This window comes from Bacillota bacterium (assembly GCA_024653485.1).
Lineage (GTDB): Bacteria > Bacillota > SHA-98 > UBA4971 > UBA4971 > UBA6256.
In genome coordinates this window covers 87,177-111,212 of sequence record JANLFY010000006.1, presented here as the reverse complement: position 1 = coordinate 111,212, position 24,036 = coordinate 87,177, and the positions used below count along the sequence as shown (strand labels likewise).

Below are 24,036 nucleotides of genomic sequence, written 5' to 3'. Positions count from 1 at the left end.
CAACGGAGCGATCCCCTGGAGTCGTCACCAGTACATGTCGTGCATTCCCGAAGTGGCACCGTGCTTGGCGGCGCATTCCTGTATCCTGCCGCTCAGGTTGGTTTCCCTGGCATAGCAGTCGAAACGCTCGAGTTCCTCTGCGAGGAGCCGATCGAGCCGGGCACGTCTTTCTTCCATGTCGCCGGACTCTTCCGCTATCGAGAGAAGTCCGCCAAGGAAACCGAGCGCCATGTCATCGAGCCTGCGGCGGTCGGCACAAAGATCTTCGTAGTCCGACCTACTCGCACCCAACCGTGCGAGGTGTTTCTCGATGCTTCTGATTGCCTCTCGATATTCAAACACCTTACCGCAATACTCTGAGAAGCACTCATAGATCTTCCCAACCATCGGATCCTTGAACTGGTACGTGCCGCCCTCCACGGCGGCGCCCTTCTCCGCGAACGCCCTCGCGATGTCCATGTCTCCATCGTACAGGTTGATCTTTGTCAGCAGGCGTTTGGGCGTCAGTCGATGTCTCTGGAAGAACTCCAGGGACTGCCTGAGGCTCTTGACGGTCGTAAGCGGGTGAAATGCTATGTACCCGAAGCGCACACGCCCTCTGTGCTCGCGCTCCACGTCTGGCAGGTAGTCAAGGTCCCTCAGAATGGCGAGACACTCTTCGAGCTGCTGAGGGGTGCAACACTTCTTGTAAAGCGCCAGGTCCTCTTCGGTAATCGCTTCGATGCCGATGAACAACTTGGCAAGGCCCGCTTCCTTGAACAGAGAGATGGCTTCACGCGTGACGGTATCGGGCCGCGTTTGGAAGAAGAAGGTGATCTTTAGGCCGCGCTTCTTGACCTCGTCGCGGAACTCGCGGGCTCGCTCTATCCCTGCAGCCCCCGGCAGTATGAAGTTATCGTCTTCGAAAGAGAAATCGGTGACACCGTACGTCTCCACAATCATTTGGATCTCGTCCACGATGTTCCTCACAGACCTCTGGCGGTAGCGCAGTCCCTCCTGCATGTCGAGAGCGTTTGATATCCAACAGAAAGAGCAGTTGTTATAGCAGCCGCGCCCCCCCATTACACACGCCGTGACCCTTTCCCTGCCCAGGAGCGAGATGTTCTGTTCGAGAACGTCCCGAGCCATGAATGGAAGCTCGTCGAGGTTTCTGATACGCTCTCTGCCTCTGTTGTAGTGAACCTGCCCCGCTTCGTCGCGCCACGCCACGCCTTTGAGCGTCTTCCAATCCTGGCTGCCTGATGAGAGAGCCCGGACCATGTCTAGGAACGTGAGTTCCCCTTCCCCACAAACGATAGAGTCTATTTCCGGACATTCCCTCAGGTACACTTCGTGGCAGAGTGTCGCGCCGAGGCCGCCCAGCACGATCACTCCCCGGAACCCTCTTTGCCTGGACCGGCGCACGAGGTCGAAGACATGGCCCTTTTGGAATGAGAACGTGGAGATCCCCAACACGTCCGGGTCGACCGAGAGGACTCTTTGGACCACGTCATCAACGGACATGTCCAGTATGCGCGGCTCCAGGATGGTGACGTTCCGGTAGCCGTTCGCGCGCAACACAGCTGCTAGGTAGCACAAGCCCATCGGCTCCGATAGACGCTTCTTTCCGAAGATCGCGTTCACGAGCAGAATGTCCATCGAGCATCCGTCCTCGATCATGTTGATGCCTACGATTCACCGCTGTACCTGAACCACTCGCCGTTCTTGAGGGAGAGGTCTCGCCCTCCCGTGCTGACGGCCGGCACACGCTGCTCTCGTAGGATTATGCTTAGGTGACATAGCAGGCTTGCATTGCGGAACACGAACCCGGAGACCTCCGACACCAACGGCGCCAGGAAGAGAAGCGGCTTCTCCGCCCAGACAACGGGCTTTATAGGCCCTGACGCGGCTCCTCTCAATCGAGCGCGTAGAGATGCGACGAAGTCTAGGTTGTCTATGTCTGGATTGCGGCCCATAACGCTGATGCCGCGGCCGTGACTCATGTATGCCGTGAGGTACTCATCGAAGTCCTCCAACCTGACAAGCGGGCCCTCGAATGAACCGGGGGAAATCGGGATGAATGAAGTCTCGAGCGCTCCGCTCGCCCCGTCGGGAGCGCAAGGAAGCTTGGACCATACAAGAGAGACGTCGTTCGCGTACAGCTTGTCGTTCCACTTCCACCACTCGACCACGATGTCCCCGAGTTCTCGCTGCAGAGCGAGAGTGCCTTCGGCTATCGTCTCGAGGTCAGGCGGCCCGATGAATCGGCAGGACGCGCCTTTCCACTGCTGGTTCGCAGGTCTATCAGGAGACCTGCCCGCGCAAAGGTTGTCGGGACTTATGAGACAAGATTCGGGAGTGACGATGCCTGCGTTGATTCCTGAGAGAAAGCCGGGGGCCGCCTCGAGATAGACGGCGCCATCCGGGGTCACCTGGGATAGAATGGCGACCTCAGTCGGAAAGCTCTCCCTAAGATAGACAGTCACGGCGTCCTCTTGATACACGCTGGCGACCTCGAGCAGCTTCCGCTTGAGTTGCGACGTGGGGACCTGGAGGTCCATCACCGTCTCGTTAATGCCCACGTACACGCTGGGCGCCTCGAGCATGCCGAGAAGAGCATTCCAGTCGACCGCGTCAAAGGTATGGGTGGAGACGCGCAGGAAGATCCACCGGCACGCTTTTATGCCGGCCCTGCGGCACGCCTTGTAGAAAGGGATCTTCTTGACCTTCCACCGACCAAGTCTGCGCCTGTGAGCGCCCAATGCTTCCGGAGGAACTTCCTCCGCTTCGTGCAGCTCGAACACCATTGGTTCGTACTGGCTATCGCGGCGATGTGGTTCCAGAGTGGTGACAGGGCGTGCTTGAAGGAAGAACACGCGGCCGCCTTCTATCGCCCACTCGATGTCTTGCGGCCAGCAGAAGTGCTCTTCTGCGCGCAGCGCCCGCTCTGCTAGCTGCTCCAGCTCGCTTTGGCTGAGAACCGGCGTGCCCCTTCCTCCAGACGGGCTTCCTTGCGTCTCTCGCGGCGTGGCACCTTCTGACGCGGTCGCTTTCACGTTCAGCTTGTGTACGACCAGGCGTTCCGCTGATCCCATGCCTGCCGCTAGCGGCGCGCATCCTCCGCGGCATGCTTCGACCACGACCTCGGAGCGGTCTCCCGTAGTTGGGTTGATGGTGAAGAGTATTCCGCTCCTTTCCGCCTTGACCATCCGCTGGATGATGACGCCCATGCTAATCTTGTCGGTGCTGAGAGTCTGATTTCCGAAGAGCAGGAGATACGCTTCGGAGAACAGAGACGCCCAACACGTCTTAATCGCCTCTTCCACAGCATCGGCTGAAACATCGAGGACGCTGGCGAACATGCCGGCACCGGAATGGGCTCGACAGTCTTCGCGAATCCCGGACGACCTCACCGCGAGGCGCTCGCCCAGGTTCGTAAGTGCCAGCTTCTGTCTGAGGAGCGTCCGCAGCTCATGAGGGAAAACCAATCGCGTTACGCTTTCGCGCAACGAAGGCAGGGCCTGCACCAGTCCCACCGCGTTGATTAGATGGGCATCCACTCTGTCCCTGTGGCTTCGATTCGCGGGATGACGCCAGCAAGCTTCCTGGAAGCGTGTCGTGACAGCGATCCAGGGAGGCACTTCCACTTTGAGAAGCCCTAGCTCGACTAGGTTACTCGCCTTCCGACCGACGAGGGCTATTCGCTCCTCTCGAGTCATTTCCGAGAGGTCTTGGGGCGTAAGTACCACCGGGGTTTCCACCTCCACCCCTGACTGGCGCGACCTTCATCCCGTGCTCCTCACTACACCTTGCGATACCTTGCGTGCGACGCGCGCTACGAGGCATCCTAACGCACCCGAGGGGCTAGTACGGGATTTCCACGCTATCTCTGTCATCGAACCCGGCCAGGGCCACGTCGTTTAGAGATGCCCAGAGTTCCGGGTACAGTGCCCTCGATCTCTCCAAGTGATATGGTTGAACGAGCGGACAGCACCAGCACGTGGTCTTTTGGAAACCCTTCAAGTAAACGGGGCTGACAGGAAGCCTGTTGCTGATCAGATAGAGCCACACCTCGAGCCCTGTCCAATCCGCAATTGGGTGGACCCAAACCTGATTCGGATAGTTCCTGGGGAAATTCACAGTGGCGTAGCGTCGTCGGTAGTTCGTCTCGTACTTTCGGCTTCCTTCATAGGCCGTGAAGTACTGGCTCCCGTAAATCTCCGAAGTGGCTTTGTGTTTCAGCGGCATCTTGATCTTCGTGCGACACCAGGGGTTCTTGGAGCTCAGAACCCCGTTCTCGCGGGCCAGGGCAAGGAACCGCGAGCTGTCCTGTGTGAAAACGTGCAGGTGGAAACGGTTGTATTGACGCGACCACGGCGCGACCACGTCATGAAAGAAGCCGACGTCGTCGGGCTGGTCCATGCCGGTGGCCACGAAGAGCAGGTTGCACTCGATTCCGAGCTGGCTCATGAGGTGCGCCATCACCATGCTTTCCTTGCCACCACTGAAGTAGATCATGGGAAGCGACGGGAACAAGCCGAAGGTGGTCTCCATGATCGCGTGCGAGCGCCGTGCGAGCGAGTCAAGGTGTTGCCTGTTGTGCTCCACCAGGAGATCGATGTACTCGTTCATTTCGGTTGCATGCCCGGTGCCTGACCGGACGGCGCCGGTGCGCTCGCTTACCGCACGTCCGCTCGCGTTCGCGTGCGGAAGGCTTTCTCCGGGCGCGACCCGCCAGGTGCGGCGGTCAAGCCCTTCGAAGCAGATCCTTAGCATGACTCGACCTTCGAAGACGATCTCCCAGAAGGGGATGGTGCCTTTGACCCCCCAGTTGCCGAGAAGGAACGCATCTTCCCTGATTTCGAGGCCCAGACGATCACGCGCCAGCTCCCGAACCATTCTGTGTTCTTCTGGGAAGAGGATCCATGTATCACACGGCGGCATGAGCTCTACCTTGTCTGTCGGTCTTCCGCACCTGCAAACCCCTTGCTGTGAGAGCACGTACACTCGGCACTCGGGACACCAGCTCAGCCTGTTCCAGCGATCCAAGTCCGTCACGTAACCACCGGCCTCGAGTCGCGCGCAGAGCTCGAGAAGGCTGTTCACCGGCAGGCCGGCGGACGCGGCTATCTCCTCACACGTGTGGAAGCCCTCCATCATTGTGAGGGCCTGCCATTCTCGTGGCGTCACGTATTCGGCTTGACCCAGATGGGTCGTTACGAGAAATCTCCCGCCCTGCTGGAGCATTTGACAGAGACTGATGGGTTTGCTCGACTCCGTCATTGGTCTCGCCCTCTTTGTTGAGCTCGGGGTCAGGATCGGGCTCCCAACCAAACTGCGTGATCACTCATCTTGGCCACTGGCGGGCTTACTTTGGCCCGATATCCGTTGAACGGAGAGTCTTTCTTACGCATCGTGGGTCCGGGGCGATGACTCCTTGCTCCACCCACGATACCCCAACACAACCCTTTCCGCAGAACGATGCATGCTCACAATCAACGCAGGCGGTCCGCGATATGTCGCGTCTGAACCGCTCGAAACTCGACGAGGCCAATGCCTCAGGGATCGTGACCTTCATCAGATCCGTTTCATCGCAGTCCTCTCCGAAGAAGGCGCACGGCCACAAGTGACCCGTGGAGCTTATCGCCACGACGTGTTCGCCGGCCCCGCAGCGCGTCATCGTCTCTTCGTCCAAGGGGAAACCCTTCAGCTTGAGCTCGACGTCATACCGTCGACAAACGTCGATGAGCCTCGGAAGGCTGTCGTGAAGGTGCTTCCACGCGATCGGAGTGAGGCGATAGCTGGTGTCTCGGGTCGCCATGAGAGGTAGAATCGAGATGGACGCAACGCCCCTCCTTGCCAAACCCTGTGCCGTCGCAACGATCTCCTCGTAGGTTATCCCCGTAGGCACCACCGAGACACTAACTTGCATACCGGCTGCGACAAAGGCGTCTATCGCCTCCAAAGCGCGTTCGGACGCTTCTGGCGATCTCTTGAGAATGGCGGACTTCTCCCGTGAAAAGGAGTCCAGGCTTACGGACACCCGTCTAACGGTTGCTGCCATCGTTCTGACGAGCTCCGGTGATGCCGCCGTGCCGTTGGTACATACATCGGTGTCAAGGCCGTGTTCACTCAATTCCCGGAGCAGCCAGAGGATCTCGGGGAACAGAAGCGGTTCACCACCCGAGATAGCTACAAGGCGGGGTCGCACGTCCGACAGGCGGTCCATCACGACCTTCAGACCAGCTCTACGCAGCCCCATGTCTTCGGGATGCAGAGATTCCCGTGTCGCCCTGGCGTGGCAGTGTGGGCAAGCAAGGTTACACTGGTCTGTGACGTTCCACAGGACGAACAGCCCATCGCGGGAAACTGAACTAAAGCAGCAGGACCCAACGGATACCCGGAAGCTCATAAGGCACACCACCCGATCCTCGAGCGCTCTCGCGTGGGCTACCCCTGAGGACAGATGAACGCTCCTGGGATAAGTGCCTACGACTGGAAGAGCTGTGAATGTGGGGACGCAAAGGTGGAGCAAAGAATTGTAGGATATATTTCTACAATGCGTTCATTTCTCCTCTAGGCGTCGGGTCTTTTTGCACGGGCCTTCGCGTTGAGCTCGTGTCGTTGAGTTGCGCCCGTGTCGTCGCGCTGTATCGGCTGGCGAAGCTTGCATGAATCGCCCGTGCACCAGACCAGGCAGGGTCGAACCATCGCTTTCGGGGACGGAAGCTGCGTGTTGTCAAGAAAAGAACAGGCCTGGCAGCGCCAGGCCTGCGTGGGCTCCCCCGTGGGCCCCCCCGTGGGTTCCGTCCGTGGACTGCGTCTTGCCATGGGCCGGACCGCACCGGGAGCGCGCCTACCTTGCCACGATGCTGACGATCTTTCCGGGAGCATACATCTCCTTGACGATCTCCTTCCCGGCGATGTGCCGCGGCACGGTGCCCGCTTCCCTGGCAGCGGCTATGACCTCCTCCGCCGGCGCGTCCCGGCGCACCTGGATTGTGCCCCTGAGCTTGCCGTTCACCTGGACGGGCACCGTCACGAGGTCCTCTTCCGTCTTGGAGGGATCGTACTTTGGCCATTTCGCCTCGAAGACGCTTTCCTCCTTGCCCAGGCAGCGCCAAAGCTCCTCAGCGATGTGCGGCGCGAACGGCGCGAGAAGCCTCACTAAGGTGTCCAGGCTCTCGCGGTCGACCGGACCGCTCTCGCTCGCCCAGTCGTTGAGGAAGTTGACGTACGACATCAGCGCGCTCACCGCCGTGTTGAGCTTGAACGCCTCGAGACGCTGAGTGACTTCCATGATCGCACGATGTCGCTGCCGCTCGAGCGCGTCCGGCGTCGCGCCGGCGGTTGGTCCGTATCCCGCCTCCGTAGCGGACTCCGCCGGGGTCTTTGCTGAAGCTGCCTTCCCCGCCCGCACGGACGACTTCTCCTCTGACTCTGCTCCGCAGCATGCCTGGGAGGTCACGAGGTTCCACACCCTGTTGAGGAAGCGGTACATTCCATCTATTCCGCTGTCGTTCCATTCGGAGTCCAGTTCAGGAGGGCCGATGAAGAGCTCATAGAGTCTCAGCGAGTCGGCCCCGTATCGTTCCACCATCTCATCGGGGCTCACGACGTTCCCCTTGGACTTGCTCATTTTCGCGCCGTCTTTGTATATCATGCCCTGGTTGAAGAGCCTCGCGAAAGGCTCGTCGAACCCTATGGCTCCAATGTCGTACAGGAACTTCACGTAGAACCTGGAGTACAGCAGGTGCAACACGGCATGTTCTATCCCGCCCACGTACAGGTCCACCGGCAACCAAGCGTTGGCTTTCGCCCGGTCGCAAAGCTGGGCGTCGTTCCTGGGGTCGACGTAGCGGATGAAGTACCAGCACGATCCCGCCCACTGCGGCATGGTATTGGTCTCGCGCTTCGCGGGCCCGCCGCACTTCGGACAGGTGGTGTTCACCCATTCCGATATCGCCGCGAGAGGCGACTCGCCGGTCCCCGTCGGCTCGTACCGCTCCACGCGCGGCAGCAGCACGGGAAGCTGGTCCTCGGGCACGCCCACCTCGCCGCACTTCTCGCAGTGCACGATGGGAATCGGCTCGCCCCAATATCGCTGCCGTGAGAACACCCAATCGCGCATCTTGTAGTTGACGGTGAAGCGCGCCTTGCCCACACTAGCGAGCTTCTCGGTAACGGCCTTCTTACCCTCTTCTGACGTCATTCCGTCGAATTCGCCCGAGTTGACCATCACTCCGTACTCAGCTTCGGCGTGGTCGAGGGGCATCGCTGCGGCTCTCGCCATGTCCCGCCGCGCCACCTCAGCCGGGGCGATCACTCGCGGGATCGGAAGTCCAAACACGGTGGCGAATTCGAAGTCGCGCTCGTCGTGGCCGGGCACTCCCATGACCGCGCCCGTGCCGTAGTCCATGAGCACGTAGTCGGCTATCCAGATCGGAATGCGCCGCCCGTTGATGGGGTTGATGGCGTAGCCGCCCGTGAATACGCCCGTCTTCTCCTTCGTGGCGGTCATCCGATCCACCGACGACTTGGCGAGGGTGCGCTCGATGTAGTCTTCGACCGCCTTGCTCCTCTCCGGCGTCGTGATCTTGGGTACGAGGGGGTGCTCGGGCGCGAGGACCATGTACGTCGCTCCAAAGAGCGTGTCGGCCCGGGTGGTGAAGACCGTGATGGTATCGCTCCTCCCCTCCACATCGAAGGTGATCTCCGAGCCGTAGCTGCGGCCGATCCAGTCAGCCTGCATCTTCTTGACTTTCTCCGGCCAATCGAGTCTATCGAGATCCTCCAGGAGCCGGTCGGCATACGCCGTGATCCTCAGCATCCACTGGACCAGGTTCTTCTTTGTGACCTTGGTGCCGCAGCGCTCGCACTCCCCTGCCACGACTTCCTCGTTGGCGATCCCCGTCTTGCAGCTCGGGCACCAGTTTATCGGCATCTCCTTGCGGTAGGCGAGGCCCTTCTCGAACATCTTCAGGAAAATCCACTGAGTCCACTTGTAGTACTCCGGCGAGCTCGTGTTGATCTCGCGGCCCCAGTCGTACATGGCGCCTATGTCGTGGAGCTGCCGCTTGAACGTGGCGATGTTGCGAGCCGTGGACACCTCGGGGTGAATGCCCTTCTTGATCGCGTCGTTCTCGGCGGGGAGCCCGAACGCGTCCCATCCCATCGGATGGAGAACGGCGTAGCCCTGCATCTTCTTGTACCGGCTCCATGCGTCGCTCAGGACGTAGCCACGCCAGTGGCCGACATGGAGGCCGGAGCCGGACGGATACGGGAACATGTCCAGACAGTAGTACTTGGGCTTGTCTGGGTTCTCGTCCGTCGCGTGGGCGCCGGTCTCCTCCCAGATCTTGCGCCATTTCTTTTCTATTGCTTGGTGGTCGTATCTCCCGACATGTTCAGATGCCCTCTCGGTAGCCATCTGGAAGCCCTCAACCTCCTCGCATACGTACGCGTGCGCCGACATAGGCGGCGCAAACCTTATGAATCCTAATGAATACTAGCGGTGTGAACCCTCGCGAAGGAAACGAAGAGAACGACGAACCCTCAACGAACCCTCAAATATGACGACCCCGAAAAGAACCCCCGTCTCCACTGAGAGACGGGGGTCATACGCTACCCTCGCGGTACCACTCTGCTTGACCGAAGCGACCGGAACGACGACCGAAACGCGGCCCGTTCCGTAGCCGCTGGTAGCCTCCGGCAGCCACCAGATGCCATGCCCCGCCGCTCCAGACGGTATCGTGGCATCCCGGGCGTCTTCGGCGTACCGAGCTCGCTCGGCCCACTCACCCGGGCACTCGCGGGAGTGCTGTAGAACCGCGGCGCTGCCGCCGCTAGCATCTCGAGAGCCTGACCGAAAGCTTGACCGAGAGCCTCATCGTGAGACGCTCGACATCGCCCAGAGACGGCGGCCTCTCGTGCGGCGCTCCTCGCGCCGCGAAAACAGCGCCTTGGAGTCCTTGGCGGAACCCGCCCATGCCCTCCCCGCGTAACGGTGGGATCCGTCTCCGTTTACTGGCACTGGTTGGCGCATCGCGGCACCGCGCTCGCCTCGCTGCCGCGACACTCGATCAAGAGTGATGCCCGGCGAACCAGCCGTTCGACGAGAAACTCCCGGGCGAGTTCGGCTCCGCCGAGTCCACCGCCTCGCACCATCCGGCGGTTCTCTGAGGCCCTCCCGCGCGCCTACTGCTCCCGTTCATCGTCTTTGACCTATTATGCTCCTATTGTTGTTTCGTATTATATCATCTCATATCTGCCGGCGCAACATGGATTCCTGCTCGCCGCCGCGTCCACGGAATGGGCGTCGAGGACACGACGCAGGAACCTCGTTTCCGACCGCGCGAACGGCGTGCCCGCGGCGACGCGTGGCTGCGCGTCGCGTGGCTGCGGAAGGGTCGTCCCCGGGATTACGGTGCCGGGCTGGACCGTGAGCAGGACTATGACTCGGGATGTTGAATTACGTCCGTGTGTGCGCTGGATGGGTGGCCGTGACGTCCTCGACCCTCTCAGTGGTGGGATGACGGGGTCCGGGACTCGTGATCGGAGTCCCGGATCGGAGTTCCGCATTCGGGTGAAAGGGGCGCGATCAAGGGGAAGATGGCGAGGAAGACAGGGGCAGGAGCGGACATTGGAGTCGCGCAATCGCGAAGGGCTCGCGAGATACCGCCTTTCATAGTCATGGACGTGCTCGACAGGGCGAAAGAGCTCGAGCGGTCCGGAAGAAGCATCATCCATCTCGAAGTGGGCGAGCCGGACTTCCGGACGCCGGAGCCGGTGAGAGAGGCCTGTCGGAGGGCGCTCGCCGCGGGCGAGACCGGGTATACGCCGAGCCTCGGCATTCCGGAACTGCGCGAGGCGATAGCCAGGTACCATTCGGAGAGGTACGGCATAGATGTGTCCGCCCGGCGGGTGATCGTGACCCCCGGAAGCTCGCCTGCGCTTCTCCTGGTCTTCGAGGCCCTTCTCGACCCTGGCGACGAGGTGATCATCTCGGATCCGTGCTATTCGTGCTATCCAAACTACATTCGCGCGGCGGAAGGTGTCCCGGTGCGAGTGAAGGTGCCGGCCGAGAACGGGTTCAGGTTCGTCCCGGAAGAGGTGCGGTCCCACGTCACTCCGAGAACGAAGGCCATCCTGGTCAACTCTCCGGCAAACCCCACCGGCAACCTCCTGAGCGCAGAGGACCTACAGGCCATCGCTGACATCGGCGTGCCCGTCGTGTCAGATGAGATATACCACGGTCTCGTATACGAGGGGCGCGCTCACTCGATCCTCGAGTTCACCGACAACGCCTTCGTCATAAACGGGTTTTCCAAGACCTGGGCGATGACTGGGTGGCGCCTGGGCTATGCCATCCTGCCCGAGGAGTTCGTCAGGCCTGTTCAGAAGCTTCAGCAAAACCTGCTGATATGTGCGGGGTCCTTCACGCAGCGGGCGGCTGTGGCCGCCTTTTCCGACGAGTGTAAGCCGTACGTGGACGAGATGGTTCGCACCTACGACGAGCGCCGTCGGTACATCATCCCGAGGCTCAAGGAGATCGGCCTGTCGGTGGCGGTGGAGCCAACCGGCGCCTTTTACGTGCTTGCAGACGCCCGGAAGTACTCCGCCGACTCCTACGACCTGGCGTTCAAGATTCTCGAGGAATGTGGCGTCGCTACTGCGCCCGGAATAGACTTCGGCCCGAACGCCGAGGGTTACCTGCGCTTCTCTTACGCCAACTCCCTGGAGAACATCGAGGAGGGACTTGGAAGACTCGAGCGGTTCTTCGAAAAGAGTGGAAAGCGTCGCTGAACCCGTCCAGACTGGCCCGCGCTGATTGACCCAAGCCTCAGTGTGAAGCACCTGTCTGTTCCGTCTGTGGTTCGTGCGGTTCATAAGCGTCTTGCTGGCGGCATATCTTGTTGTGCGGACATGCAAGGGAAGAAGGGTGGCCTAGTGGAGCAAGGGGCGTCCTCAGATAGGGCGCTCATGGTCTTTGTCACCATCGCTGCCGTCGCTGCGGTCATTCTGTTCCCGCAGCCCGCCGCGGCGGGCGCCGCTTTCGTTCCCGTCGTGTGCCCAGCCCTTGGGGGACCAGATGGCGGCGGTGAAGGACCGCCTCTTGCCTGGGAAGGATCCTCGAATGGCGTGATGGTGGCGCGCGTCTTGGAGGACCCCTGTTCCGACTGCGTATCCACGATCAATAATGCCGTGCGCGAAAGGAGGTTGAACGAGGCACTGGCCTCACTCTATAGACTCCTTCTTCGAGTCGCGCCAGATCTCGTTCCGAAAAGGCTCAAGTGCCTCCAACACGAGATGGAGCTTGTCGAGACCGTTGGAGAGATCCACGAGAACATGGGTCGGCTTCTCTCGAAGGAGATCATGGTGAGAGCCCAGTACATGGGCTGGAGCGGCGATGTCGGGCCTGAAGCGGGGGCGCCCGTCACGCGTAGCGACTGGCTGCTCAAGGACGAGACGGGGTGGATATACGTCACTGGCGGCGCGATCCCGGGGCTTAGCCCCTGGCGCAAGGGAGATCAGGGCACGAGAGTGGAGGTAGTGGGGGTGGTCGTGGCAAAATGCGACGGCCGCCCGTGCGTGAGGTTCAAGGACGGCAGGGTCCTCGGCCCGAAGCAGCAAACAGGAGGGGACCGACCTGCTTGCTAGCCAAAGGTTTTCACGATTTGCTGTAGAGACTCGTGATTCAAGGAGGTTTGCATCGATGTTGAAAAAGTCAACCATGGCCCTCCGCCTCGCGGCGCTTATCGCGCTGCTGGCAGCGACGCTCGCGCTCACCGGGTGTTTCGGGGGCGGGCGAAGCACTCTGCTCTATGGGAGTATCGACGGGTACGTGTACCAACAAAGCGACGCCAGAGGCACCGAAGGTGGCGATGGCGCTGGGCCCAAGATGATGGTCTCACGGTCTTCGAAGGCCCCGAAGGGCTATATACCTCTACAAGGTGCAACGGTGGTCGCCGTCCCGGGAGGAAAGACTGTCTACTCCAACAGCCAAGGTTACTTCCGCTTGACGATGTTGGACCCCGGGTGGTACGACGTGTCCATAACTCACGAAAGGTTCATCAACGGGTTGATGTATCCGGATGTGCAAGTGGTGGCGGGAAGGACGACGCACCTCGAGGACGCCCAGCTGGGCTCGTTCTTCTATCTCATCATAGGGATAAACGACTACCCCGGCGACCCGGGAGATGACGACTACCATGACTTGAGGTTCGCCGTGGCCGACGCAGAGCTACTGGAAGAGACGCTTTGGAGCATCAACGGATACGCCGGAGAGGTCGAGTTGCTAACCGACGGCGAGGCCACCAAGGCCGGCATCCTCGCCGCGATTCAGGAAATCGGGTCCAAGATGAGCGAGTACGGCCAGGACTACTTCGTCATGACCTTCTCTGGACACGGTGGCCACCAGCCTGACCCAGACCCGGACCCGGCGGGCGACTATGAGCAGGAGTACATAGTAGCCGCCGATGATGAGGTCATCACTGATGACGAGTTGGCAGACTGGATTCAGAGCCACATTCCCACGGATTTCTGCCTCTTCATCTTCGATAGCTGCCATAGCGGAGGCATGACCAAGGGCGTCACTCGCTCCACCTTCGGGCCGGCGTGGATGAAGGACTTCCGGCCGGGCCTGTCGGGCCTCGCGCGCGACCTGAACAAGTACGGCTACGTCGTGCTTATGGCGTCGGATGACGATGAGGTGTCTTATGAGGATGAGACTCTCGACGGTGGGCACGGCATATTCACATACTATTTGTGTAACGGCATAAAGACTCGAGCCGCGGATACGAGTCCTAGCGACGATCTTATCACTGCCCGCGAGGCCTTCAACTATGCGAAGCCTCTGGTGCAGAACCGTACGACTGGATACCCTTACGGATCGCAGACGCCACAGCTTTATGCAGAACCGACCGAGAGAGGAGACATTCCCATCTACCGGGTGCCATAACCTTCAGCAATCGACACACAACGACAGGCACGCCTGTCGGCGGCCATCCCGAACCGGGGTGGCCGCCGCTGTTTGTATCGCAGGAAGTGAGACGCGGTTTTTTGGCAACCACAACCCGAGAACCCCGCCGTCGAAGCCTAAGCGGGCACTGACGTACGCCCACGAACATCCCGATTGGTGCGGGCACCTCTTCAAGTGAACGGAGTCCAATGAAGACATGCGGACGGAGACGCTCGATCCCTGGTTCCAGCCTCGCGTATCCCCTTCCTGGGTAGCCTCTAGGTGACTTGACCTAAATCTGGTAAGTGATAGCATATATCACAGAGCTAGCCTTGAATGGAAGCAGCAAGGAGTGTGGGGTCGTCGATGAGGATGACGGAGAAGAGCTGGAACCCTCAGACTATAGCGGGTATCATCGCTGTCGTGGCTGTTAGCGTCCTCATCACAGGATGCTTCGGCGGCGCTGTCCCGAGACCGGGCTCGGTGGAGGGGTACGTCTTCAAGCCGACTGAGGCACGGTCGGTCGCTGGAGCGAGTCGCTCCGCCGGTCTGGCTCAGAACGCACGCAACGGGCTCGAGCTCAAGATCGCCCCGGCTGCTCGGCGCGGTGTGCCGGCGGCGCCAGAAGGATACGAGCCGTGCGCGGGAGCCGTCGTGAGCGTGACCGGGTCCAGCGGCACAGCGGTAACTGACGCGATGGGTTACTTCAGAAAAGACGGGATAACGCCGGGCACTCAGACGGTCAGCATCGTTTACGAGCCTTTCCGGCTTGACACGAAAGTTCTAGTCCGCAGCGGTCAGGTCACCACGTTGAACGGAGCGTACGGCAACCTCCTCGGGAAATGGACGGTCATGGTTTACATGTGCGCTGACAACAACCTCGAGTCCGCAGCGATAGCGGACCTGAACGAGTTGGAGGAGGTGGGCTCCACCGGCGAGGTGAACATCCTGGTCCAGATAGATAGGGCTAAGGGCTTCGACAAGAGCAACGGAGATTGGACGGGGACGCGGCGTTACTACGTAACCCGTGACCCGAACCCGCCGGGCTCGGCCGACTACGGCACCGTCGTATCTCCGTTGGCACCCTGGGATGGGAACAACGCTGAGACCGAGGTGGACATGGCGGATCCCGCGTCGCTCCGCGACTTCGTCGCGTGGTGCATGGCGTCATATCCGGCTCAGCACTATGTGCTCGTGCTCTGGGATCACGGCGACGGCTGGACCATATGGCGGAGACCGCGCGTCGCGCCGCGGGCGATCTGTCTAGATGAAGAGAGCGGCCGCGCGCTCGACTTGGACCAGGTGCGCGCAGCGCTCGAGGGCCTACCGCGCCTCGCCGTCATCGGCTTCGATGCGTGCCTGATGCAGATGATAGAGGTGGCATACGAGATGCGTGGGGTCGCGGACATCGCGGTAGGTTCGGAAGGGCTCGAACCCGAGGAAGGCTGGGACTATAATGAAGCCCTTTCGGGTCTCTGCGCGGATCCCTACGGCACCTCCCCCTGGGACTTCGCGATGACTGTCGTTGACTCGTACCTTGCCTCGTACGGGACCGCCTCGGGCGTCACGCTATCCGCGTTCCGCCTCGAGGAGGCCGATGGCATCGCGGCCGCGGTCAAGGCTCTTAGCGACGAACTCGTGCGCCGCATCCAAGCCAACTCGGGTGGCACCGACGCTTCCAGGATCAAGCAAGCTCTCGCCGCCGCCAGGCTGGAGACCTTGCGGTACTGGGGCTACCCGCACTTCGACATCGTGGACTTCGCTAGGAAGCTGAGCTCCCGCGTGGCGGATCCTGCCTACGGTGTGTCCGCCGCCGCAAAGGATGGGATTTGTGCCAAGACCAATGCTCTTCTGCAGGCGCTCTCCGGGCCGTGGCTCTATGCGGGCAGACCTGAAGCAAGCGCCTATGGAAACGGGCTCTCCATCTACCTGCCGGACCGGTACTTCGCGGCCGGCGTCTACGGGTACGATTACCTGCAGTTCGAGCAGGATACGCACTGGAGCGACATCTTCCAGTACGTGGATCCGTAGCGCGTCGGTCCGCGACCACATCCCCGCAGCCATGTCGAATGAGCGCGATGGCTCTCCGAGGCCTTCAGCTCCGCAGCCAACAGGACGGCGGCGAGGTCGAGGGCTTTGCTGGCCTCGCTCCCGTCGCCACCAGCGGAACACAACATGGGCAGGTGCAAGGCCTCATATATCTTTGGTATAACAATCACCTGCCTTGACGACTGGGGCGATCAGGGGTGTGTCGCGGATGACCGGAGCCTCGAGAGCCGTATGGAAGCGAATGGCGTGTCGTATACTGACGGCATTCGCAGCGGCGGTCCTCGTGAGCGCGTGGTACGCCACGCGCCCGCGCTCGCCTGATCATTTCGCTTGGCCAAAAGCGTCGCCTGAGCCCGCACGCGAGGGGGCTCTTTTCGGCGCGACGGTACACGGCGCGCCCGCAGCCGGGGATGAGACGGCACATGACACGGCACATGACACGGCACATGGTGCGAAGTGGGAATACGCGAGTGATCCCCCGTCGTACAGGATCGTCGTGCCGGCCTGCGGCGAAACCAATCGCCGCCTTTACCTCACGACCCCCCCTCTCAAGGGACACGACGTGGTGGAGCTGCAAGAGCGCCTTCGGACTCTGGGCTTCTTCTCGGGCAAGGCTGACGGCGTGTTCGACTCGTCCACCGATGCCGCCGTTCGAGCGTTCCAGCTGGCCGTCGACCTCGAGCCAGATGGCGTGGTCACTCCCGACACGTGGCTCAGAATGGCCACGGGTCGCGCACGCACCCTCCCCGCGCTCGCGACGAGCGAAATCCCTGAGGGCGAGCGGAGGATAGTGGTGGACGTGACCAAGCTGACATTGACTTTGTACGCCGGCGACAAGGTCGTCAAGCAGTACCCCATCGCCATCGGCAAATGGCGCACGCCCACGCCAATCGGAGAGTTCGCGATAATCGAAAAGGATTACGCCCCTGGGGGGGCGTTCGGATCGCGGTGGATGGGACTGAACGTCCCCTGGGGCGGGTACGGTATCCACGGCACGAACCGCCCGTGGTCCATAGGCAGCGCGGCAAGCGCGGGATGCATAAGGATGTTCAACGAGGACGTGGAGGAGCTCTTCGAGCTCGTCCCGATCAAGACGAAGGTCTTCATCGTCGGGTATGAGCCCGAAGGCGAGATCGCGCGTGAGCTCGGGCCGGGCTCAACAGGCCAGGATGTCCAGGTGCTGCAGTATTATCTAAGACGCGAGGCCTTCGATGCCGGTCCTCTCGACGGCAGGTTCGGTGAACGCGTCGAGGCCGCCGTCAAGGAGATGCAGAAGTTCTATGGAGTTCCCGTCACGGGCAGGGCTGGGACGAACGAGCTGTACCTTCTGGGCTTGAGATGACGCTGGCGGCCGAGGCGCCGGCCGTCTGGAGGCGGAGGTAGGACCATGCGGTGGGTTCGCATCGTTCTCGCGGTAGTGTCGGCTCTAGCCGTGCTAGGGTTTGCCGGCACCGTGGTCGCCGTCTTCAATAGGCCCGAGTTGATGCCCCCCGGGCCGTTTCATCCCCGCTCCCTGTACTACAGGCTCCTCGGGTATCCCGTTCATCCGTGGGTGAGGGTAGACCCGGCGAGGTCGTATACGCTCAGGGTTTGGAGCACCCGTTGGCCGCTATTCAAGGATGGGTACGGGTACGACGATCTCATAGATGAGGCCGAGGCCGAGTTCCGGGCGGTCTATCCCAACGTCGAAGTGGAGTACGTGCTGCTGAGATTGGACGAGATCGGTCGTGCCATCGCTGAAGCGGTTGCCAACACAACGCCGCCGGACGTTGTTGTCGCGCCGTTCGATCCGTCGCTCGTGGAGAGCGGGCTGATCGTGCCGCTAGATGCCTTCTTGCGCGGCCCCGCCGCGGGCGACGCGCCGGCTGAGGCCTTCGAACCCCGCGCCCTCCACGCGATGATGGTCGATGGCCGCACATGGGCCTGGCCGGCGTGGATATCCGTGCAGTCTTGGGCAGGCAACGCACAGCTCTTGCGTGAGGCAGGAGTGGACGTGCAGAGGGTGATGACCTTCGGGTGGTCGTATGACGACGTCCTTGCGATGGTGCGGACCCTGACCGAGCGGCAGACTGGGGTCGACGACCGCTACCGAGCCTACGCCCTTGTCTTCGACGCGGCGTCCACGGCGGCGGTAGATATCTTGATGAGGGCGGCTGGTCGAGGAGTTGTCCTCAATGCCGACGGCAGCGTGGCCTGGCAAGGGGAGCCGCTGGCGTCGGTCCTGTCCTTTCTGGAGCAAGCGAGGGACGAAGATGCGTTCCCGGAGCCCGCGTCAAAGATGGGCGGGCGCATGCTCGAGCTCTTCTGGACGGGTCGGGCCGCCATCATAGGACCGGTCGGCCCTGGCTTCGCACGCCACATCCGGGAACGACGGGAGAGAATCATCAAGGGAGGCTCGGGGGCTGCATACACGGGGGTTGAGCCCGTGTTGCTCCCGGTGCCGCACCCGCCCGGCGGCACGGTGAACGCATGTACGTCCGTGACCTCAGCAATGGTGTTCAGACACCCGCGACGCGGCGGCGAGGACGCGGCGCGGCTTGCAGTGGAGTTCGCGCGGTTGCTGGCGAGAAAGGAGGCGCTGTGGCTCGCGAGGGAGATGTGCGTCGTGCCCGCTCACCTCGCCGACAGGGAGCAGGTGATCGGTGTGATCGGGCCGGACGGGGCAAGCGAGCGCTTCCTCATCGACTCAGCCGCGTCCGGGGTCGCTCAGCGCCACAGATCTGCCGAGCTCGTCATCAAGGAGACGGAGGTGCGTAGGGAGGCCATCGGACCCGCCATAGCTGAATTCTGGAAGGGCGAGCTTCGCGCGGGGGATTTCGACGCATACGTGGCGAGAAGCCTCCGCGGCGGCCCGGATGGCGGCGACAAGAGGAATTGACAGGGGTCTGGCGAAGTGATAGCCAGTATGCGGACCCACAGGGGCTTGAGTGGTTCGGGAGGCGGTTTGGAGTGCAGTCGTCCGTTGTATACAGAATCGGGGACTCATTGTATATCAATCTCACTAACCGTTGCACCAACGATTGTGAGTTTTGTATCCGCCGGACCTCCGACGGAGTGGGCGGTGAGCGCCTGTGGCTCGACCAAGAGCCCTCAGTCGAGCAGGTGATCGCTGAGCTCGAAAAGGCACCGACCGCTCACCTGAAGGAGGTAGTGTTCTGCGGCTTCGGCGAGCCCCTGATGCGCCTGGAGGAAGTGAAGGCCGTAGCCAAATGGTTGAAGGATCGCGGGATGTACGTCAGAATGAACACCAACGGTCATGGGAACCTCATACACGGTCGCAATGTCGTGCCCGAGCTCGCCGGTCTCATCGATTGCATGTCGATAAGCCTCAATGCGTCAAACGCCGCGGTGTACGACAGATTGTGCCATCCCATATACGGTAGACAAGCCTTCAAAGCCGTGATCGCTTTCGCACAGGAGTGTAAGAGACATATACCCCGAGTGGTGCTGAGTGTGGTACAGGTGCCCGGGGTGAGTATGTGGGGATGCAGAAGGATCGCGTCCAGGCTCAAGGCGGAGTTCCGCGTGCGACACTACGATTCGCACATATGAGACGGACACGTGTGACACATGTGAGACGGGTACGTGTGACTTGTGACACGATCATCCGTAGGAGTGAATAATGCATAATAGGGATTGCACCTGCCGATAATGGTTTCGGACGACCCAGCGTACGGAGGTGGACTGGCCGCGCCGCGACGTCTTGCGATCTGAGGAGGATTTTGACGATTTTGGGCGAATACCAAAGAATAAGCTTTTGTGCGGCCGGGCGATTCATTCAAGCCTGGCCGGGAACAAGCACGCAGCCGTGCAAGCTGGCGGTCCAAATGAACACTCGAGGATGCGGTGCGGGTCCGCAAAGGTTATTCGCAGGTATCAGGCGAAAGGGAGGAGGCGGGTGCGGCACCGCAGGGAGGATGATGGAATGACGACTAGCCCCTGTGAAAAGCGGGAGCGGGCGTCCGTACTGATTGAGCGAAAGCGGGAGATCGCGCTTGTGGTTTGCGTCGCCGTTCTTCTTACGACGGGCCTTGTGGGAGCTGCAAGGGAAGTCAAGGTCATCGTCGATGATGAAGTCATTTCGGTGGCGACAAGCGCGTTGAGGGTCAGCGATATCCTAAATCAGGCTGGAGTGGAGTTGAGCGAAGGAGACGAGCTGACCCCAGGGCTCCAGGAGCGGGTGTACGGCTCAGCCGTTATCACTGTGAGGCGGGCGGTTCCAGTCGAGGTGGTCGTCGACGGCAGAACCTTCGAGGTCCGATCCACCGGGCCCATGGTGAAACACGTCCTCGCCCAGGTAGGAGTGCTACTCAGGCCGGATGACAGAGTGAGCCCCGGCATGGATGTGGGCCTCACCCTGGGGATGCGGATAAGAGTCGTCCGCGTGACGTCTGAGGTCGTGACGAGGCAAGTCCGAGTGGCGTACCGGATCGAGAAGAGGCCCGATCCCAACATGGATCGCGGAAAGACGAAAGTTCTGCGGCCGGGTGTGGAGGGCCTGAGGGAACAGAAAGTGCTCGTGACGTACGAAGACGGCCGGCCAGTCAAGGAGAAGGTGCTGTCCAGCAAGGTGCTGAGAGAGCCAGTATCGAAGCTCCTTGCCGTAGGTACGCGCAATCCTGTGCGGACTCTGCACACGTCCCGCGGGACGTTCCGTTACCGCAACTGCTACACGATGCTTGCGACCGCGTATGAGCCGGGTCCACGGAGCTGCGGCAAGTCAGCCGACGGGTACACGGCAATCGGAATGAAGGCTGAGCCGGGCGTTGTGGCGGTCGATCCAAGGGTCATTCCCCTTCGGACGAGGCTTTACGTTGAGGGGTATGGACCGGCAATCGCCGCCGATGTGGGAGGCGCCATCAAGGGCAACCGCATAGATCTGCTCTTCTCCACTGTGGAGGAGGCCCTGCGATACGGAAAGAGATGGGTGAAGGTATACGTTCTAGAGCCGTAAAGCCCTGCGCCCGCAGGTTGAGGGGAGGCCCCTCGATCAGGCCGAGGAAAGACCTCGGCCAGAACTTTCTAGTGGACTCTTCGTACCTGGACGTCATAGTCAGCGCGGCCGATCTTGGCCGCGCTGACGCTGTGCTCGAGATTGGGGCCGGCACCGGTGTCTTGACTCGGGCCCTCGCCGAGCGGGCGGCCCATGTGATAGCGGTGGAGCTCGACGACAGGCTCGTGAGAGTCCTCCGCGCGGCCTTCGAGGGCTGTCGTAACGTGGACATCGTTCACGGCGACGTCCTGGAGCTTTGCTTGACAGACTTAATGCAATTTGATAGACTTGCTTACAGGAAATGCAAGGTGGTTGCCAACCTGCCGTACTACATCACATCGCCCGTCATCCTCAAGCTCCTTGAAGAGCTGAGGTATCTCGAGCGCATAGTGGTGTTGGTGCAAAAAGAGGTTGCAGAAAGGATGATCGCCGCTCCGGGCTCCAAGAGGTACGGAGCGTTTTCTGTAGTTGTGCAGTATCGCGCGGTCCCGGAGCTCATCGCGATCGTGCCTCCCGAGGCATTTCATCCAAGTCCCAAGATTGACTCGGCTGTCGTCCGCCTCCTCATGCGTCGGGAGCCGCCGGTCAATGTCGCCAGCGAAGACATGTTCTTCGCCGTGGTGAGAGCGGGGTTCGCGATGAGGCGCAAGACGCTGTTGCGGGCGCTTGCGATGGCGGGCGAGACGCGCGAAGCGCTCACGGGGATCGACGAGAAGACGGTCCGGCAGGCCCTCGAAGTGGCCGGCGTAAGGCCGGACCGGCGGGCGGAGACCCTGACAATCGACGATTTCGGCAGGCTGGCTGACGCGCTCCTGGCCGCAAGGCACTAGGAAGCATTCATCCTCTGGACATCAAGGTGAGGAAAGTGGTCTTCATCAGCCCGACAAAGGGCAAGCTCAGCTTCAACGAGACGTTCAAGGATATCATGAGCTACGTGCAGGAAGTCCCGGGCGTCCCCTACAAGCTCATCATTGGGACGGACTCGCAGCTCCGGGAGGATGCGTGTTTTGTTACGGCCATCGTCGTTCACAGGGTCGGCAAGGGGGCCAGGTATTACTACAGCAAAGAAAGAGAGAGGATGGGGCGCAGCCTGAGACAGAGGATCTTCTACGAGACCGCCAAGAGCCTGGGAGTCGCGAGCAAGCTCGCGGAGAGACTGGCGAAGAACGGTTACGGCGACCTCGACGTGGAGATCCACCTGGACATCGGGCAAAACGGTGAGACCCGGGACCTCATCCGCGAGATCGTAGGCATGGTGACAGGGACAGGGTTCTCCGCGAGGATCAAGCCTGAGTCCTACGGAGCATCGAAGGTGGCGGACAAGCACACGAAGTAGCCGGTGAGACCAGCCCGGGAGAGCCGGCATGCTTCTGTGAGATGTGAGACGCGCAAAGAGACAAGCCCAGGCGCCCGTAGGACGGGCGCCTGAGCGTTCGTGCGGCAGACCGAACGTGGCAGCAGGCAGGACCCTCGTCGGCACCTTTTCTCGTCCACCTCATAGTATGTTGGTGGTAACCGAGACGGTGCCGATGGAGGGGAGAACGTGGAGCTTATCAGGGTCGGAGACGCCGTCTCGCGGAAATCGCACGGGTCTGACGTCATATTCTCAGTGCTCAAAGTGCTATCGGGTCCCGCGCGCCGCGCGGTGGCTGTTCTCAAGGGGTTGAACGCCCGCCTGGTGGCGGATGCTCCTCTCGCGGATCTGGTGCGCGCGCATCAGAAAGACATAGAGGCCGCTCGAGAGCATGTACGCAGGCTTTCGAAGGAGTCCCTGGACAAAGTGTTCCTTCGGCGGATGGCGGAGGAGCTCAGCACGACCGGGCTACGCGGACGCGAGGCCAATGTTCTGCCGCCTGGGCTGAACTACGGAAAGATCCCCGGGCGCGTCCTTCACCTTGATGGGGACGGGGACTACCTTGGTAACTGCGTCAGGTACTACCAGGAACTAAGGGTGCCCGTGGTCGGAGAGCACGTTCCTGAGGAGACGCAGCCGGACAAGGTAGCGCAGCTCATTCGCCTGCACTTGCCGGACATCCTCGTGCTCACGGGGCACGACGGCCTGATAGCGAGGCGCGGCGACAGGACGAAGTTGGAGAATTACAGGACGTCGCGATACTTCGTGGAGGCGGTGAGGCGTGCTAGGCAGGTGGAGCCGGACAAGGACGCGCTGGTCATTGTGGCAGGCGCCTGCCAGTCGCACTACGAGGCCCTCCTGGAAGCCGGCGCGAACTTCGCGAGTTCCCCTGAGCGGGTCTTCATCCACTGTTACGACCCGATCCTTGTGGCCGAGAAGGTGGCGTTCACTCCGTTTGACAGCGTGGTGCAAGTGACCCACGCCATCGAGAACACTGTGAGCGGCATCAAGGGGATCGGAGGCATTGAGACCAAGGGCAAACTCAGGTTGAGCCTGCCGAACACCGGGCCGTGAGCCGAGATGGAAACGGCCTGAGTAGGCCAGTGTGTGCAGTCGCAATTTGAGTGACTGCGACTGAGACATGCGGAGACAGAACGGTCATTCCCGGCGATTCCGGGCTACGACGACTAATACGTGGCCATATGGCCCCGTTGACACTTGAGGAGTGGTTTGGTTATACTATAAACCTTTCTTGACGGCTTCCTGAGTCTATGATAAAATGTATCAGGTATGGCCCGCCAAGGAAGGTGGTAAGATGGCAGCCAGAAACGCCCTTGAGGACATCAAGAGAGACCTGGAGCTGTTCGTCGGCAAGACCATCACTTTACGAGCGAACCAGGGACGCAAGAGAGTCCTCGAGACCGAAGGGGTCCTTGAGAATACGTACCCCAAGGTGTTCGTTGTGAAGGTGTCTGAGAAGCCAGGAGTGGTGAAGCGCGTCTCATATACCTACGCCGATGTGCTCACTGAGACCGTGAAGCTTTCGGTAAGGTACATGGATCGCGAGAGAAGAATCGGCTGTGCGGGCTGAAATAGGCGGATCCTGATTCGAGGCAGGCAGGGCGCTGCGTGGCGGAGCGCCCTGCCTTCGTCTTGTACGAAGGGTTACAGAGGGCGGTACTCCCCCGACGGCGCGATGCG

16 protein-coding genes and 2 pseudogenes are annotated in these 24,036 nt (G+C 61.1%); 13 read left to right on the top strand and 5 right to left on the bottom strand.

Annotation, left to right across the window (positions count from 1 at the left end):
• Nucleotides 1-24 precede the first annotated feature (24 nt).
• The 5 genes from NUW12_06375 to leuS form a co-directional block, all read right to left on the bottom strand.
• The gene (locus NUW12_06375) at nt 25-1,638 is read right to left on the bottom strand and encodes a cobalamin-dependent protein (protein MCR4402396.1); all 1,614 of its coding nucleotides are present in this window, start codon (nt 1,636-1,638) and stop codon (nt 25-27) included.
• A gap of 29 nt (nt 1,639-1,667) precedes the next feature.
• The gene (locus NUW12_06370; protein MCR4402395.1) at nt 1,668-3,728 is read right to left on the bottom strand and encodes a hypothetical protein; all 2,061 of its coding nucleotides are present in this window, start codon (nt 3,726-3,728) and stop codon (nt 1,668-1,670) included.
• Between the two features lie 115 nt (nt 3,729-3,843).
• A complete protein-coding gene (locus NUW12_06365; protein ID MCR4402394.1) occupies nt 3,844-5,262 on the bottom strand; it encodes a phosphoadenosine phosphosulfate reductase family protein in 1,419 nt (472 codons plus the stop codon).
• Between the two features lie 85 nt (nt 5,263-5,347).
• The gene (locus NUW12_06360; protein ID MCR4402393.1) at nt 5,348-6,391 is read right to left on the bottom strand and encodes a radical SAM protein; all 1,044 of its coding nucleotides are present in this window, start codon (nt 6,389-6,391) and stop codon (nt 5,348-5,350) included.
• A 444-nt stretch (nt 6,392-6,835) separates the two neighbouring features.
• Entirely contained in the window at nt 6,836-9,409 is a 2,574-nt protein-coding gene (leuS, locus tag NUW12_06355) for a leucine--tRNA ligase (protein MCR4402392.1), read from the bottom strand.
• 1,181 nt (nt 9,410-10,590) lie between these two features.
• On the opposite strand from leuS, the gene NUW12_06350 reads away from it, so the two are divergent.
• The 13 genes and pseudogenes from NUW12_06350 to NUW12_06290 all read left to right on the top strand — a co-directional run bounded on the left by NUW12_06350 (nt 10,591) and on the right by NUW12_06290 (nt 23,926).
• Complete coding sequence (locus tag NUW12_06350; GenBank protein ID MCR4402391.1) at nt 10,591-11,784, top strand: pyridoxal phosphate-dependent aminotransferase; 1,194 nt, start codon at nt 10,591-10,593, stop codon at nt 11,782-11,784.
• 144 nt (nt 11,785-11,928) lie between these two features.
• Nucleotides 11,929-12,639 (top strand): hypothetical protein, encoded by a 711-nt coding sequence (locus tag NUW12_06345; GenBank protein MCR4402390.1) that lies wholly within the window; start codon nt 11,929-11,931, stop codon nt 12,637-12,639.
• A gap of 55 nt (nt 12,640-12,694) precedes the next feature.
• A complete protein-coding gene (locus NUW12_06340) occupies nt 12,695-13,939 on the top strand; it encodes a caspase family protein (GenBank protein ID MCR4402389.1) in 1,245 nt (414 codons plus the stop codon).
• Nucleotides 13,940-14,305: 366 nt separating this feature from the next.
• Entirely contained in the window at nt 14,306-15,970 is a 1,665-nt protein-coding gene (locus NUW12_06335; protein ID MCR4402388.1) for a clostripain-related cysteine peptidase, read from the top strand.
• 226 nt (nt 15,971-16,196) lie between these two features.
• Nucleotides 16,197-17,330 carry a peptidoglycan-binding protein gene (locus tag NUW12_06330; protein MCR4402387.1) on the top strand — a complete coding sequence of 378 codons (1,134 nt, stop codon included), beginning with the start codon at nt 16,197-16,199 and terminating at the stop codon, nt 17,328-17,330.
• A gap of 45 nt (nt 17,331-17,375) precedes the next feature.
• The gene (locus tag NUW12_06325) at nt 17,376-18,866 is read left to right on the top strand and encodes a hypothetical protein (protein MCR4402386.1); all 1,491 of its coding nucleotides are present in this window, start codon (nt 17,376-17,378) and stop codon (nt 18,864-18,866) included.
• A gap of 71 nt (nt 18,867-18,937) precedes the next feature.
• On the top strand, nt 18,938-19,540 hold the full coding sequence (locus NUW12_06320) for a TatD family nuclease-associated radical SAM protein (protein ID MCR4402385.1): 603 nt from the start codon (nt 18,938-18,940) through the stop codon (nt 19,538-19,540).
• Between the two features lie 373 nt (nt 19,541-19,913).
• Nucleotides 19,914-20,588: pseudogene (locus tag NUW12_06315) on the top strand (ubiquitin-like domain-containing protein).
• Between the two features lie 165 nt (nt 20,589-20,753).
• Nucleotides 20,754-20,942 (top strand): annotated as a pseudogene (locus tag NUW12_06310) (3D domain-containing protein).
• A complete protein-coding gene (gene rsmA, locus NUW12_06305; protein MCR4402384.1) occupies nt 20,912-21,811 on the top strand; it encodes a 16S rRNA (adenine(1518)-N(6)/adenine(1519)-N(6))-dimethyltransferase RsmA in 900 nt (299 codons plus the stop codon). Before NUW12_06310 ends, rsmA begins: the two are co-directional and overlap by 31 nt.
• Nucleotides 21,812-21,846: 35 nt before the next feature.
• Complete coding sequence (locus NUW12_06300) at nt 21,847-22,317, top strand: ribonuclease H-like YkuK family protein (GenBank protein MCR4402383.1); 471 nt, start codon at nt 21,847-21,849, stop codon at nt 22,315-22,317.
• Between the two features lie 207 nt (nt 22,318-22,524).
• Complete coding sequence (gene yabG / locus NUW12_06295; protein ID MCR4402382.1) at nt 22,525-23,409, top strand: sporulation peptidase YabG; 885 nt, start codon at nt 22,525-22,527, stop codon at nt 23,407-23,409.
• Between the two features lie 241 nt (nt 23,410-23,650).
• Nucleotides 23,651-23,926 carry a Veg family protein gene (locus NUW12_06290; protein ID MCR4402381.1) on the top strand — a complete coding sequence of 92 codons (276 nt, stop codon included), beginning with the start codon at nt 23,651-23,653 and terminating at the stop codon, nt 23,924-23,926.
• The last annotated feature ends 110 nt before the right edge of the window (nt 23,927-24,036 follow it).

What these genes read in the sequence shown, in the direction of transcription:
- NUW12_06365 (MCR4402394.1), bottom strand. Translation starts at nt 5,262, where the DNA reads ATGACGGAGTCGAGCAAACCCATCAGTCTCTGTCAAATGCTCCAGCAG.
- NUW12_06330 (MCR4402387.1), top strand. Translation starts at nt 16,197, where the DNA reads ATGACCGGAGCCTCGAGAGCCGTATGGAAGCGAATGGCGTGTCGTATA.
- NUW12_06375 (MCR4402396.1), bottom strand. Translation starts at nt 1,638, where the DNA reads ATGGACATTCTGCTCGTGAACGCGATCTTCGGAAAGAAGCGTCTATCG.
- NUW12_06325 (MCR4402386.1), top strand. Translation starts at nt 17,376, where the DNA reads ATGCGGTGGGTTCGCATCGTTCTCGCGGTAGTGTCGGCTCTAGCCGTG.
- NUW12_06340 (MCR4402389.1), top strand. Translation starts at nt 12,695, where the DNA reads ATGTTGAAAAAGTCAACCATGGCCCTCCGCCTCGCGGCGCTTATCGCG.
- NUW12_06360 (MCR4402393.1), bottom strand. Translation starts at nt 6,391, where the DNA reads ATGAGCTTCCGGGTATCCGTTGGGTCCTGCTGCTTTAGTTCAGTTTCC.
- NUW12_06335 (MCR4402388.1), top strand. Translation starts at nt 14,306, where the DNA reads ATGAGGATGACGGAGAAGAGCTGGAACCCTCAGACTATAGCGGGTATC.
- rsmA (MCR4402384.1), top strand. Translation starts at nt 20,912, where the DNA reads ATGGGTGAAGGTATACGTTCTAGAGCCGTAAAGCCCTGCGCCCGCAGG.
- NUW12_06350 (MCR4402391.1), top strand. Translation starts at nt 10,591, where the DNA reads ATGGCGAGGAAGACAGGGGCAGGAGCGGACATTGGAGTCGCGCAATCG.
- NUW12_06290 (MCR4402381.1), top strand. Translation starts at nt 23,651, where the DNA reads ATGGCAGCCAGAAACGCCCTTGAGGACATCAAGAGAGACCTGGAGCTG.
- leuS (MCR4402392.1), bottom strand. Translation starts at nt 9,409, where the DNA reads ATGGCTACCGAGAGGGCATCTGAACATGTCGGGAGATACGACCACCAA.